The 14771-nt window shown below is 42.0% G+C and carries 11 protein-coding genes, 1 pseudogene and 1 other annotated feature; of the genes and pseudogenes, 8 read left to right on the top strand and 4 right to left on the bottom strand.

The window, feature by feature from the left end:
* Positions 1-143: 143 nt before the first annotated feature.
* A pseudogene (gene brnQ, locus SporoP17a_RS03405) lies at positions 144-1592 on the top strand (branched-chain amino acid transport system II carrier protein).
* Positions 1593-1637: 45 nt separating this feature from the next.
* Here brnQ and SporoP17a_RS03400 read toward each other — a convergent pair.
* Entirely contained in the window at positions 1638-2306 is a 669-nt protein-coding gene (locus SporoP17a_RS03400) for a GntR family transcriptional regulator (RefSeq protein ID WP_083032430.1), read from the bottom strand.
* A gap of 452 nt (positions 2307-2758) precedes the next feature.
* On the opposite strand from SporoP17a_RS03400, the gene SporoP17a_RS03395 reads away from it, so the two are divergent.
* The 6 genes from SporoP17a_RS03395 (at position 2759) to SporoP17a_RS03375 (ending at position 8520) form a co-directional block, all read left to right on the top strand.
* Positions 2759-3085, top strand: coding sequence for a DUF485 domain-containing protein (locus tag SporoP17a_RS03395; protein WP_083032427.1), 327 nt, complete (start codon positions 2759-2761; stop codon positions 3083-3085).
* A 13-nt stretch (positions 3086-3098) separates the two neighbouring features.
* Positions 3099-4646 (top strand): solute symporter family protein, encoded by a 1548-nt coding sequence (locus SporoP17a_RS03390; RefSeq protein WP_083032424.1) that lies wholly within the window; start codon positions 3099-3101, stop codon positions 4644-4646.
* Positions 4647-4874: 228 nt separating this feature from the next.
* Positions 4875-6794 carry a DUF294 nucleotidyltransferase-like domain-containing protein gene (locus SporoP17a_RS03385; RefSeq protein WP_237262416.1) on the top strand — a complete coding sequence of 640 codons (1920 nt, stop codon included), beginning with the start codon at positions 4875-4877 and terminating at the stop codon, positions 6792-6794.
* Between the two features lie 68 nt (positions 6795-6862).
* Positions 6863-7528 carry a 3'-5' exonuclease gene (locus SporoP17a_RS03380; protein ID WP_083032419.1) on the top strand — a complete coding sequence of 222 codons (666 nt, stop codon included), beginning with the start codon at positions 6863-6865 and terminating at the stop codon, positions 7526-7528.
* Between the two features lie 105 nt (positions 7529-7633).
* Positions 7634-7768, top strand: a complete 135-nt coding sequence (locus SporoP17a_RS17095) for a hypothetical protein (RefSeq protein WP_257788187.1) — start codon at positions 7634-7636, stop codon at positions 7766-7768.
* A 26-nt stretch (positions 7769-7794) separates the two neighbouring features.
* On the top strand, positions 7795-8520 hold the full coding sequence (locus tag SporoP17a_RS03375; RefSeq protein WP_083032416.1) for an SDR family NAD(P)-dependent oxidoreductase: 726 nt from the start codon (positions 7795-7797) through the stop codon (positions 8518-8520).
* A 38-nt stretch (positions 8521-8558) separates the two neighbouring features.
* Here the strand turns inward: SporoP17a_RS03375 and SporoP17a_RS03370 are convergent, their stop codons facing one another.
* Together SporoP17a_RS03370 and SporoP17a_RS03365 are read right to left on the bottom strand one after the other, a co-directional pair.
* Positions 8559-9167 (bottom strand): tRNA 5-(aminomethyl)-2-thiouridylate-methyltransferase MnmM, encoded by a 609-nt coding sequence (locus SporoP17a_RS03370; protein WP_420542193.1) that lies wholly within the window; start codon positions 9165-9167, stop codon positions 8559-8561.
* Between the two features lie 6 nt (positions 9168-9173).
* Positions 9174-10121, bottom strand: a complete 948-nt coding sequence (locus tag SporoP17a_RS03365) for a tRNA modification radical SAM protein MnmL/YtqA (protein ID WP_083032414.1) — start codon at positions 10119-10121, stop codon at positions 9174-9176.
* Positions 10122-10267: 146 nt separating this feature from the next.
* Positions 10268-10485, top strand: a binding site (T-box leader).
* Between the two features lie 80 nt (positions 10486-10565).
* Here SporoP17a_RS03365 and leuS point away from each other — a divergent pair.
* The gene (gene leuS, locus SporoP17a_RS03360) at positions 10566-12980 is read left to right on the top strand and encodes a leucine--tRNA ligase (protein ID WP_083032411.1); all 2415 of its coding nucleotides are present in this window, start codon (positions 10566-10568) and stop codon (positions 12978-12980) included.
* Positions 12981-13437: 457 nt separating this feature from the next.
* Here the strand turns inward: leuS and SporoP17a_RS03355 are convergent, their stop codons facing one another.
* Positions 13438-14694, bottom strand: a complete 1257-nt coding sequence (locus SporoP17a_RS03355; RefSeq protein ID WP_156890600.1) for a BaiN/RdsA family NAD(P)/FAD-dependent oxidoreductase — start codon at positions 14692-14694, stop codon at positions 13438-13440.
* Positions 14695-14771: the final 77 nt, after the last annotated feature.

The raw sequence follows: 14771 nt of genomic DNA, 5'->3' as shown, positions 1-14771 counted from the left end.
GATCTCTAATGAGGTCAGTTTTTTCTATTTTAAGTACTTTATTGTAGAAGAAGGGAAGTAGTTAGTAAGTTTGCAATATAGACAAAAGTTAAATGATTTGACTGACTGTTGATTTTCTAAATAGGGAAGAGTAATATAAGGTAATGCAATATATTACGATATATTGCATACGAATTTTAGCTGTCGACTTTGGGAGGATTTTTACACATATGGATCAGAAATTATCATTTTCATCTAGTCTTGTTATTGGGATTATGCTATTCGCATTATTTTTTGGCGCAGGTAATTTAATCTTCCCTGCAGAGCTAGGACAGCTCGCTGGCGATCAAACTTGGAAAGCTATGGCCGGCTTTTTATTTACTGGAGTAGGTTTACCTTTTTTAGGTATATTGGCTATCGGTTTTTCTGGCAAGAAAGATTTGCAAGACTTAGCAAGCCGCATTCATCCAGTATACGCTGTTCTATTTACAGCTATATTATACTTAACGATCGGACCATTTTTTGCCGCGCCACGTACTTGAGCTGTGGCATTTGATATTGGTGTTGCTCCATTTTTAAATGGATTTTCTATTGATATTGCACGTTTTTTATTTACATTGGCATTCTTCGGTATTAGCATGTGGCTTTCACTGAACCCTGCCAAAATTGTCGATCGGGTCGGTAAATATTTGTCACCGCTTATCATTATCATATTGATTGGCTTAATTGGTATGACACTTCTAAGTCCAATGGGAAGTGCGCAAGTATCGCAAGCGCCTTATAATGAAACACCATTTTTCACTGGGTTTTTAGAAGGCTATAATACGATGGATGCACTTGCTTCATTAGTTTTCGGAATCATCGTCATCAACGCGTTACGTGCAATGGGTATTACGAGTAAAAAGAAAATATTGACTTCCACAGCCAAGACAGGATTTGTGGCAGCCGGTTTTTTAGCTATTATATATATCGGTATTGCCTATTTAGGTGCCACATCTGTTGATTTATTTGGCTATCTGGATGGGGGAGGTGCCGTGTTAAGCGAAACATCCTCACATTTATTTGGCACGACGGGATTAATGTTACTCGGTATAGTCATCATGCTTGCCTGTTTGACAACGGCTATTGGGTTACTGACTGCATGTGGTGAGTATTTCCATGCGATCATTCCAAAAGTAAGTTATAAACTGTTTGTCGTGTTCTTTTCAGTATTCTGTTTAGTCGTAGCGAATTTTGGTTTAGCGAATATTATTAATTACTCGCTTCCTGTTCTCGTTTTACTTTATCCGCTGGCAATGGTATTAATCCTCTTGACGTTCACTGGCCCTTTATTCCATCAATCCAGTATGGTTTATAGAACAGCGACCATAACGGCTTTCTTTGTCAGCTTCATTGAAGCGCTCGTAAAATTCTACTCACTAATGGAAAAGGACATGCCGAACTGGCTTGCGACTATACAGGACGTATATACAGCGTACATTCCATACTACACAGAAGGTATCGGCTGGTTAGTTCCTGTATTGATCGTGACAGTCGTAACAGCTATTGTGGCGGTAGTGACCAATAATAAAACGCAAGCTATTCAAGTGGTTTCCACTAATGAAAAACCATAAAAAAACAGGATCCGATGACTTTACGGATCCTGTTTTCCTATCTATTTACGAATCCACATTTTCAATCGAATGAAACTCGTCGATTGCGCGTAACCAATTTTCTCTCATAACTTTAGTAACTTGCTCACCATTACGCTGACTCATTAAATCTATGATCTGGTCATGTTCTGCAATCGACTTTTCTGTCAGTATAATGGAATTGTGAAAGAAAAGCCTACGCACATGGGCTTGTAATGACACAAGCATCGAAGAAATATATGAATTATTAGCTGTGTCGACAATAATTTGATGGAATTTCTCATCGATTTTCAACGCTTGGAAATAATCTTCCTTCTCCACCGCTAGCGCAAATTTCTTATTCGTATCACGCAGCTTTTTAATAATGTTTTCGGTTAGATTGGGTATAGAAAGTTCAGCTGATAAAGCTTGTAATGCAGCGAGTGGGGGGAGAAGATCTGAAATAGATTCACGATCTACATCTGTCACTTGTGTTGCTTTACCAGGAAACATTTGAACAAAGCCTTGAACTTCTAACAATTGTAGCGATTCACGTATAGGCGTGCGACTCACACCGAGTGCTTCCGCTAATTCAATGTCATTTAGCTTCTCTCCAGGTTGTAGAGTTCCATCAATAATCCATTTCTGCAATTGGCTGAACGCACTTTCCTTGGCAGTCTTTCGTATGGGTTGTGCATGGTTAGTTGGTATAGGCAATTTCTCACACCATCTTTCTTCAAAAGTAATCTTCACATTAAGCTAATTGATTTAATACCAATATACAATATACTACATCTTTTTTCTGTTGTTTAACAGCCTTAAGTGAAATGTACAGAAATTGCTGGAGATTATCGCAAGTCAAAAAGGGTTTTATTTAATTAATGTTGAGATAAATGCAAATAGTTCTTGTAGTTTCCGCTTCTATTTGATAGATTAATGTCTAGATAGATTTGTTTACCTTGAGTAGATTAAATTTTACAAATCTTCAAAATAAGGTATTGCAAATCTAGTACACATTTGCTATTATTCAGATGTGTACTATAACAAATGAGCGACTAACCCGCTGTAACATATTATCTATTTAGCTTGATGATGAAAGCGGTTTCAGTGAAATGGGGGGAATACGAACTAATTTACTACGCTATATAAAATAGAAAGGGGATCAACCAATGACTAATCAAGTGGCACGTGGGAAATCCACATTGGACTATGAAAAGCTCGTTCAAACAGAAGACTTTAAGGGTCTTGTAAAAAGGAAAAAGGTCTTTGCTACACCTTTTGTTATTTTCTTCTTCGCAGCGTACTTTATTCTTCCACTATTAACAGGTTATACAAAGATTCTAGAAACACCTGCCATTGGCGCAATGACTTGGACATGGGTCTATGCATTCTCCATGTTTGTTATGGTCTGGGTATTTACTTCCATTTACATGAACAAAGCAAAACACTTTGATGTTGAAGTAGACAAGATTATAGAGAAAAACGTTTTAAAATAAGGGGGTTGTGTTCATGAGTTGGATTTCCTATGTTATATTCTTCGCGGTAATCGTGTTAACGCTCTACATTACATACTGGGCGGCAAAGCAAACTACTACGGCAAGTGATTTCTATACAGCCGGTGGTTCATTAACAGGTTGGCAAAATGGTATGGCAATCGCTGGTGACTACTTATCAGCAGCATCTTTCCTAGGGATCGCTGGTGCGATTTCACTAAACGGATTTGATGGTTTCTACTACAGTATTGGTTGGTTAACGGCTTATCTCGTTGTTTTATTCCTAATAGCTGAACCACTACGTAATTTGGGTAAGTTTACGATGGCAGATATGATTGGTGCTCGTTTCGGTGCTAAGAAAGTACGTGGAGCGGCAGCATTGAATACGATTACAATCGTAATGTTCTATATGCTTGCACAATTAGTGGGTGCGGGTGCTCTTATTAAATTATTATTCGGTATCGAGTATTGGATTGCGGTTCTAATCGTTGGAACGATGATGTTAATCTATGTTCTATTTGGTGGAATGACTGCAACAAGCTGGGTACAAATCGTTAAAGCCATTCTATTGATGTTGGGTACAATCGTGATCTCTTTCTTGGTACTTATGAAGTTTAACTTTAATTTCATCGGTATGTTCGAGACAATGAAAACGGCTACTCCACATGGTGAAGCATTCCTTCACTCAGGTGTTGTTTATACAGACACAATCGGCCTTATTTCAGTATTAATCGCATTAGTATTAGGTACTGCTGGTCTTCCACACATCTTAATGCGTTTCTTTACAGTTAAAGATGCGAAGACAGCACGTTCTTCCGTTATTTATTCTGTATGGATTATTGGAATCTTCTATGTATTGACGATCTTCCTTGGATTTGGCGCAGCTAAATTCGTTGGATCAGACGCAATCATCGCAGAAAACGCTGCAGGGAACATGGCAGCACCAATGCTTGCTGGAGTTCTTGGAGGAGACGCACTTGAATCCTTCGTAGCGGCTGTTGCTTTCGCGACAATCTTGGCAGTTGTTGCTGGTCTTGTACTTTCTGGTGCATCTGCTATCGCTCACGATATTTATGGACAAATCTTCAAAAATGGTAACGTAACAGAGAAACAACAGGTAAATGCTGCTCGTTGGGCTTCCATCGCTATCGGTGTATTCTCTATTCTTCTTGCACTAGGATCTGAAAAGTTGAACGTTGCGTTCTTGGTGTCACTTGCATTCTGTGTTGCTGCATCCGCAAACGTACCAACTATTCTACTAACAATCTATTGGAAGAAGTTTAACACGACAGGCGCTGTTGCTTCGATGTTGACAGGCCTAATCGTTGCACTAGTTCTTGTGGCGATTAGCCCATCCGTAATGAACCCAGTTGAGGGAGCTACTCTTATCACGGGTGACCCAATCTTCCCATATGCTAACCCAGCTATCTTCTCCGTACCAGCAGGTTTCCTTGCTGCATGGATTGGTACACTTGTTAGCTCTAAGCGTCACGAGAAAGATGAAATTTCTTATGCAGAAGTTCGTTTCAAAGCAGAAACTGGCTACAAAGAGCTTGATCTTTAATAATTATTCAACTAATGGTTCTCTCTTCTACAAGCACGATAGAAGAGGGAGCCATTTTTTATTAAAGTGACAAACTGAAAAATAGCTAAGACTAGGTTTTACATTGGAAGTGCCGGCCGAAGTTATACTGAACATAAATATCTATGCATGGATGATATGTATATTTGAATACGATGAAGTGGAGTCTCATGACGGTCCATACGATTAGGAGGTTTTGAATTGCTGAAGATGGTCAAGGGTCAGGAATGGTATGATAAAATCCATAAGAATCCATTGTTTATTAGTGCGTCTGAAAAGGAATTTGATCAGTTATTGCTTGAATGCAAGCTGAAAATGTATAAAGAAGCGGAGAAATCCAACTATTTCAAAACGCCTCAAGAAGGGTTGCTCATCGTATTAAAAGGATCCGCAGAAGTTCAAATAGAAGGACAAGATGGCAGCTCAGTAACACTGGAATTCATTCAAGAAAACGAAATCATTGGCTTTTCCAATTTTGCCTACTACTTAGGGGAAATGGCCCGACCGCTCGATAAACATCATATGGATATGGTCGTGGCAGAAGGCTCAGTTTGTCTCCAAGTACCCTATGAAGTGATTAAGCATCGGATGGACGATCAACATGTGCGGGATTACGTCTTGCGCAAAATGTCAATTCGTTTGGCGAATGTCTATACTTCATTAGGAGAGCAAGTTCGTTTGGCTGACGAGTACGGTGAGAGTGAACCGTATGTCCGACGTGTACAGGATTTCATGAGCAGTCCATTGGTGACAATTCATGCGGAAGCAGAAACAAGAGAGATCGCCAAATTGATGATTCAACATTCCATCAGTTCGATTATCGTGACCGATCCGTCGGGTAAATTACTTGGAATTGTAACGGAAAAAGATTTAGTCGAACGAGTGATTGCGGGTGGCGATTCTCCAATCGGACTAAAGGCGAAAGATGTTATGACGAAAGAGCCGCATACGATTAAGGCAACCGATTATTATTATGAAGCCTTGTCTAAATTTTATAAACACGGAATTAAGCATTTGCCGGTAGTTAAAGCGGGGAAGCCTGTAGGTATCGTGACATTTGCTACGTTAATGACGAAACGTGATCGTAATTCCATGAATATCTTAAAAACGATAGAAGAAGCTTCATTTGAAAGATTGCCTATCGTCAAAGCGGCAATTTACGATGTATTGTCCAATTTAATTCAAGATGAAATATCCACAATCCATACGTTGGAAATCATTACGAAGTTCTATGATCGTCTGGCTAAGCATTGCGTGATGCTGGCTGTGCAGTCACTTGAAGATCAAGGGAAAGGAACGCCACCAGTTGCATTTGCTTGGTACCAAATGGGCAGCGGTGCACGTGGAGAGCAGTTTATGCTGACTGATCAAGATCATTTCCTAGTTTATGAAGACGTATCGAGAGAACAGTCTGAGCAAGTAGAGGACTATTTCGAGCTGCTTGGCAATGAAATTGTCGTTCATCTCGAACAGGCAGGCTACACTAGGTGTATCGGATTCATGATGGCTAGCGAATCGCAGTGGCGCGGCACAATGGCCGTTTGGCATGAACGCATTCGGCAATGGGCGCTGCAATCTACACCTGAACAGATTTTGCTCGGCTACAACTTCCTATCATTCCGATTCCTTTACGGTGAAACTACCGTCAATGATCGATTTATCGAAATGGTCCACGATCTATTAAAAAAGTCAGCTACGTTTATTTACTATATGGCGCAACAAGAAAAAGATAAACCAATACCACAATTACAACAAAACTTTTTGAACATTTTCAGGGGACGTAGTAAAGCGGATGTAATAGATATTAAGAAACATGCTTTATTCCCGCTTCATCATTGCTTGCAAATTTTAGGAGTCAGTAATGGAATTATTAACGCCACACCTCTTGAAATTATTTCAGCCTTGCAGAAGAAGAAAAAAATCACCAAAGATTTTGCGGAAGAAATTCGTCATGCGTATGAAATATCTTTAAGTATTCGAATTTCCATGTCGTGGGAGAAACATTTACGTGGTGAGAAAATTTCTACTGAAATTGACTTGCGTAAGCTTAGAAGGTGGGAATTGAATGAATTACGTACAACGCTAGATACAGTCAGAGCACTTCAATCACACTTATTGTCGAAACTTTAAGACAATATGGATAAAGGTCCCTGTACAAAGTTCGCGCATAATGTACTATAGAAGTAGGGGGCGATTTCATGTTTTGGAAAAAGAAAAAATTATCGTATGAACTACAGCAATCGCTTCAGCTAAATACGCCACTGCAAGATATGAATTTCACAGTATTCGATACAGAAACGACGGGTTTTGCTATTGGGGCGGACGATCGAATGATTGAGATTGGTGCCGTACAAGTGGAAGGATTTGAGGTTACGGATCATGTATTTCAAACATTTGTGAATCCATCCAGGGATATTCCTCCTATTATTAGCAAGTTGACGACTATAAAGCAATCACAAGTTGACCAGGCACCTCTGCCTCTTCCAGCTATTGAAGAATATTTTGCGTTTATTGAAAAACATAAAAGTGCAGGATGGGTTGGGCACCATGTCAGTTTTGATGAAATGGTAATTAAGAAAGAATTAAGCCGTCAAAAATGTACATTTCAAACCCCTACATCATTTGATACGATGCATTTAATTAATTATTTGGATCCCACAAGTGAGCAACAAGATTTGGAAGACTATGCACGCCTATTCGGCACAGAGATTTTCGAACGACATCGGGCATTAGGCGATGCGTTGACAACGGCACATGTCTTCACGGCGTTACTAAGAAAACTCGATCGTCATGGTGTGAAGACACTGGCAGATTTACTTCGTATTAAAAATGGTGGAGCACAAAAATTTGTTTCCTACACGTAAATGTAATGATCGGGTTCGTCATTCAATGAAATTGGAGTGGCGATCTCGTTTGCTATGATATAGTGGAATGAAAAGAGTTGAACAATAGATGAGGGACGTGAGGGAATGAAAAAACGTCAAGCGATTTTATTGACCGTCATTATAGTGGCGATTGCAGTGTATTGCTGGATATTGTTTTTCGAATTACCGAATAAGACGGCAGAAGGTGCAACAACATACATAGGATTACGAATGAATTGATTCGTATAGAAAAGGAGCAAAGACATATGGATATTATCATCATTACAGGCGCTTCAAAAGGAGTAGGTCAACAATTACTGAGTCAATTTCAAGAAATGGGTGCAATGGTGTACGGTATGGCACGAACGAATCCAGATCAACTACATACGATGTATGAAGTAGATCTCACAGACTATGAGAAAGCGACTGCCATTCTTGAAGGAATCGTCAGTCAACATATGGATGAAGCGAGTTCTTTCACATTAATCAATAACGCGGGTATGGTTGAACCCATTAGTTTAGTAGGTGCATTGGAAGCGCAAAAAGTAGAGCAAGCAATTCAAGTGAATTTAACGGCACCAATTCATTTAATGAATACATTTATCGATGTTTTGAAAGATTTCAAGGGCTCGAAAAAGATTATGAATATCTCTTCCGGAGCAGGACGCAGTGCGTATGAAGGATGGGGGATTTATTGTACAACAAAGGCTGGACTTGATCAGTTTTCACGTGTTGTTGCACAGGAGCAGAAAGCGGCGGAGTATCCAACCGGCATTGTATCGATTGCGCCAGGCATTATCGATACAGGGATGCAAGAGACGATTCGTTCATCAACTGAACAGCAATTTCCACACTTGAGAAGATTCGAGGCGTATAAAAGAGAAGGTCAGTTAAGTTCTGCCTTTGAAACCGCAGAAAAACTCGTGCGATTTGTCAACGAAGTGGACTTCCTGAAAATCGACCCGATCGCAGATATACGTAAATTTGATTGAATAAAACCCGTTGCCACAATCTACTGTGGCAACGGGTTTTATGATTCTCCAGCTTCTACTGTACGCACTTTTGTAAAATCTTTCATTTTCTCCAGTGCAAGTAAGAATGGAGGGTTTCTTCTTTGATTTAGCAATTCATAGCGGATCGCATGCACATCACCTTGGTGTAATTTCGAGACATAATCAAGCAGTGCATCGCGTTCTTCCGCTCCGCCTTCATGTCCGTCGTATACAGTAATCGTGATAATGCCAGATTTTTTTAGCAAACCTAGTAACGAATCGAGTGCAGCGATCGTGGAAGAAGGAGTTGTGATGATACTGGGATTATCACTGTAAGGTAAATAGCCTAAGTTGAACATAGCGCCGCTAATCTCGCCCTCTACGTATTGGCGGACATTCGCATGGCTATCATGAATGAGTGTAGCGCGATCAGCTAGCTCACCAAGATGTTGCTTGGTTGTATTCAGTGCTTGTTGCTGAATATCAAATGCGAAAACGCGTCCTTCGTCACCGACTAAATCAGCTAAGAACAGTGTGTCATTGCCGTTACCAGCGGTCGCATCGACGACTGTATCTCCAGGCTGTACACGTTCGGTAATGAGCCGTTTCGCTATCGGCAGTACGCGATGTAGCAATATGTTTGCCACCTTATTTCACCTCTTGCAGATGTTTTTTCCTTGCCAGCTATTACGTCTTTCCAGTTCCTGATCAATTCCATTCAGGACTTCCCATTTCGTCACGCTCCACATCGGTCCAATTAATAAATCGATAGGGCCATCACCTGTGATACGGTGGACAATCATTTCGGGAGGCATAATTTCCAGTTGATCGACGACCAGATTGATGTACGCTTCCTTCGTTAAAAATTCGAGTTTGCCTTTTTCGTATTGTTTTACCATAGGTGTTCCCTTTAATAAATGCAGTAAATGAATTTTGATACCTTGGACATCGAGCTGGGCAACTGCCTGAGCGGTTTCCATCATCATTTCCTCGGTCTCCCCAGGTAAGCCGTTGATGATATGGCTACAAATATTAATATTGTGTTTACGTAACTTGTCGACGCCTTCTTTATAGCATTCGAAGTCATGTGCACGGTTGACGAGTTTTGCGGTAGATTCATGGACAGTCTGCAAGCCGAGTTCAACCCATAGATAGGTGCGTTCATTGAGTTCGGCTAAATACTCTACTACGTCATCCGGTAGGCAGTCAGGACGTGTCGCGATTGATAAGGCTACCACGCCTTCTTGCGCTAATGCTGCTTCAAACTTCTCTTTTAGAACAGGAAGAGGGGCGTGGGTATTCGTATAGGCTTGGAAATAAGCCATATATTTCGCATCTTTCCATTTCCGCTGGGAACGTTCTTTGATTTCAGCAAATTGCACTTCAATGGCATCTACGCGATCTCCTGCAAAATCACCTGAGCCTGCTACGCTACAAAACGTACAGCCACCATGTGCAACAGTTCCGTCACGATTCGGGCAGTCAAATCCCGCGTCAAGCGCTACTTTCGCAATTTTGCAACCGAATGTATCTTTCAAATGTCTTGACCATGTATGGTACCGTTTCCCTTCACTTGGAAACGGAAGATTGATTTCATTCATTATGTACAGCTCCTTTACATCAGACATTGTACCACGGAATATGAAGAGATATCACACAACAAATCGCAGAAAATATGTACTATACGACAAAAAGCAACAGAGGAGACTTGTATTCAGCTTGTGTTTCGGGTAAACTGAAGAAAATAATGAAGGCCATGATGAGGAATAGTACTTCTTACACTACTTTTTAGAGAGCAGACGGCTAGTGCAAGTCTGTAGGAGTGGAGAACGAACTCGCCTTTGAGCCTGTATTGGTGAATACTTGTAACTAATACCGTACTCCGCGTTAAGGAATCAAGTTGGACGGTGTAATCCGTCAATTTGGGTGGTACCGCGGGAAACTATATAGACTCTCGTCCCTTTATAGAGGGACGGGAGTCTTTTTTTATCTGTACGCGCCAATGCAAGAAACAGAAATTAGACTACATTGGAGGAATTTTTGACATGAGTTATAAACACACGCAAATTGAAGAGAAATGGCAAAAGTATTGGAAAGATCATGATACATACAAAATGACAGACGATCCTTCCAAGCCTAAGTTTTATGCGTTGGATATGTTCCCATATCCGTCAGGCGCAGGTTTGCACGTTGGACACCCACTTGGCTATATCGCAACAGATATTTTAAGTGCATTCAAACGTAAGCAAGGATATAACGTACTGCATCCAATGGGATGGGATGCGTTCGGATTGCCTGCTGAGCAGTATGCGATTGATACAGGGAATGATCCGGCAGAATTTACAGCGAAGAACATCGCAACATTTAAACGCCAAATGCAAGATCTCGGGTTTTCGTATGATTGGTCTCGTGAAATCAATACAACAGATCCAAGCTATTACAAATGGACACAGTGGATTTTCATTCAACTGTATAAGCGTGGTCTTGCGTATATCGATGAAGTCGCTGTCAACTGGTGCCCGGCATTAGGAACAGTACTGGCGAACGAAGAAGTCATCGACGGTTTGTCCGAGCGTGGAAATCACCCAGTTGAACGTCGCCCGATGCGCCAATGGGTTTTGCGTATTACAGAATATGCAGATCGTCTGTTAGAAGACTTGGATGATTTGGATTGGCCTGAAAGCCTAAAAGACATGCAACGTAACTGGATCGGACGTTCTGAAGGTGCCCAATTGAAATTTGAAATTGCAGACACAGAGCATTCATTCGAAGCATTCACTACACGCCCGGATACGATTTTCGGTGCGACGTATGCCGTGTTGGCTCCTGAACATAAATTGGTCAGCGCGATTACTACTGATGCACGGCGTGAAGCGGTGGAGAAATATATAGAGTCAGTAAAATCTAAGAGCGATCTTGAGCGTACAGACTTGGCGAAAGATAAGTCCGGCGTATTTACTGGAGCGTATGCCATCAACCCAGCGAGCGGAGAAAAAATGCCGATTTGGATCGCGGATTACGTATTGGCTACGTATGGTACAGGTGCGATCATGGCAGTTCCTGCACATGATGAGCGCGACTATGAATTTGCGAAAAAATTCGATTTACCGATTGTGGAAGTGGTTGCAGGCGGAAACATTGAAGAAGAAGCATACGCTGGAGAAGGCGAGCACATCAACTCGGACTTCTTGAATGGTTTAGGCAAAGAAGAAGCTATTACGAAATCTATTGAGTGGTTTGAAGAGAATGGCACGGGCGAACGCAAAATCACGTATCGTCTGCGCGACTGGTTATTCTCCCGTCAACGTTATTGGGGCGAGCCGATTCCTGTCATTCATTGGGAAGATGGCACGATGACTACTGTTGACGAATCGGAATTGCCATTGATGTTGCCGGTAACAGATAATATCAAGCCGAGTGGAACAGGTGAATCACCACTTGCCAATATTACGGAGTGGGTCAATGTAGTCGATCCGGAAACGGGTATGAAAGGTCGTCGTGAAACGAATACGATGCCACAATGGGCAGGAAGCTGCTGGTATTACTTGCGTTATATCGATCCAAATAATGATGACATGATCATTGATCCGAAATTGGCTGAACGTTGGTTGCCGGTTGATATTTACGTCGGCGGAGCGGAGCACGCAGTTCTGCATTTATTGTACGCTCGCTTCTGGCATAAAGTCTTGTACGATATCGGCGTAGTACAAACGAAAGAGCCATTCCAAAAGCTCTTTAACCAAGGAATGATCTTAGGCGAAGGGCATGTGAAAATGTCTAAGTCGCTAGGTAACGTCATCAATCCGGATGATATCGTTCATTCACACGGTGCAGACACATTGCGTATTTATGAAATGTTCATGGGACCACTTGACGCATCGAAAGAATGGTCAACGAACGGTCTAGACGGATCTCGTCGTTTCCTTGACCGCATTTGGCGTCTACTCGTCAATGAAGACGATACATTGACAGATAAATTGACGGATGAAACAGGTGGGCCTCTTGAGAAAGTCTATAATCAGACGGTCAAGAAAGTAACGGAAGATTTTGAAGCTATGCGTAATAACACAGCGATTTCTCAATTGATGGTGTTCATCAATGAAAGCTATAAAGTAGAGAAGTTGCCGAAAGCATACATCGAAGGATTCCTTCTATTAATTTCACCTATCACGCCTCACTTGGCAGAAGAACTGTGGTCGAAACTAGGTCACACAGACACGATTGCCTATGCACAGTGGCCGACGTTCGATGAAACTAAATTATCGGATGACACAGTCGAAGTGGCGGTACAGATCAACGGTAAGATTCGCGCGAAAATTACTGTAGATAAAGATTGTTCGAAAGAAGAGTTGGAGCAAGTAGCTTTGGCGAACGAAGACGTGAAACAATGGATGGAAGGCAAGGAATTGAAGAAGATTATTGCGATTCCAGGACGCCTTGTCAATATTGTAGCGGGTTAATGAAATGTAGAAAGCCGGTTGGAGAATTATTTTCTCCGACCGGCTTTTTTGGTGGTGATCGTATGATTGGGGTTTGCGTTCTGTTGGATGGGGCGGGTGCTTTCTGTGTAACGTTGGCCGCTCTGTTGGATGGGGTTAGTGCTCAATGTGTTAGGCTAGTCGCTCAATTGGACGGGCTGAGTGCTCAATGTGTTAGGCTGTCCGCTCAATTGGACTGACGGGCCAAGCGCTCAATGCGTCTGCCATCCGCTCAATCGGACGGGCCGAGCGCTCAATCAGTCATGCTAACCGCTCAATCAGACGGGCCAAGCGCTCAATGCGTCGCGCTATCCGCTCAATCAGACGGGCTAAGCGCTCAATGTGTGACGCTAACCGCTCAATCGAACAGGCCAAGCGCTCTATCCGACAAGCCATCCACTCTATACAACCATCCAACCGCTCATAAGACAACTCAAAGTCATCCCATTAATCCAGCATTCATTCCGGCTAGACGACCTGTGACAAGAGCGGCGGTAATATTATAGCCGCCTGTGTATCCGTGGATGTCCAAAATTTCTCCACAGAAAAACAATCCAGCTTTCTTGCGTGAAGCCATTGTCTTTGGCTCCACTTCTTTTACTGAAACGCCGCCGCCTGTAACGAATGCTTTCTCGATCGGTTGCGTGCCTGTAATGTGTACAGGGAATGCCTTCAGGAGTTTTGCGAGTGTCCGGATTGCCTCGCGCTTAATATCTATGCCGATTTCAGTTTCATTGATTTCTGCTTTCTTCAATAAAAATAATAACCACCGTTCAGGCACGAGACCTTTCAATGAAGTTTTCACTTGTTTTTTCGGTTCATCTTTTAAAATTTTTGCGATGGTCTGTGTCAATTGTTCTTCGTGTTGATCAGGTACCGAATCAATTTGCAGTAAGACGGGTTGCTTGCCGTTCTTCATTTGCTCTTTGACGACAAATTGACTACAGCGTAATATCGCAGGACCGCTTAATCCGAAGTGGGTGAAGAGCATGTCCATTTGATGTGTCACGAGTGTTTTTCCTTTTTTATTCAATACAGATACTTTGACGTCACGTAATGCAAGGCCTTGTAAATCTTTTGACACAATAAATGGCTCGCGCGACAGCAATGGAACTTCTGTCGGGTATAGTGTTGTTACGGTATGACCTGCTCGTTCAGCCCAGGGGTAACCGTCTCCTGTGCTTCCTGTCTGTGGGACGGCTTTGCCTCCGACGGCAACGACTACTGCTTGAGCGCGTATTTCTTCGCCGTCTTCTAGCCGAACACCGAGAATCTTTTCGTCATCCATTACTAATTTCTGTACACGGCTTTCCAGACGTATTTCCACGCCTAGTTCATCCATCTGATTCAATAGGGCGTTGACGACATCTTTTGATTTATTGGAAACGGGAAACATTCGTCCGTGATCTTCTTCTTTTAAAGGAACGCCAAGGCCTTCGAAGTAGTCGATGATATCCTGGTTGTTAAAGACAGAGAACGGTCCATATAAAAACTTTCCGTTACCTGGAATATGTTTAATGATTTCTTCTTGTGAAAGTTGATTGGTGACGTTGCAGCGACCGCCGCCTGAAATGGCTAGTTTATTGCCTAGTTTCCGTCCTTTTTCAATCAATAGAACGCGCTTTTTTTGTTCGGCTGCAGCAATGGAGGCCATTAACCCTGAAGGTCCGCCGCCAATTACGATTACATCATACATTGTAGAACCACTCTTTCGTTTCATTTTATCTCTCATTATACACCATATGGGCATGGTTGCTTTTTGAATTGGACTTT

The sequence above is a fragment of the Sporosarcina ureae genome, from assembly GCF_002082015.1.
In the GTDB taxonomy this organism is placed as follows: domain Bacteria; phylum Bacillota; class Bacilli; order Bacillales_A; family Planococcaceae; genus Sporosarcina; species Sporosarcina ureae_A.
This window is presented reverse-complemented; position numbering and strand designations above follow the sequence as displayed.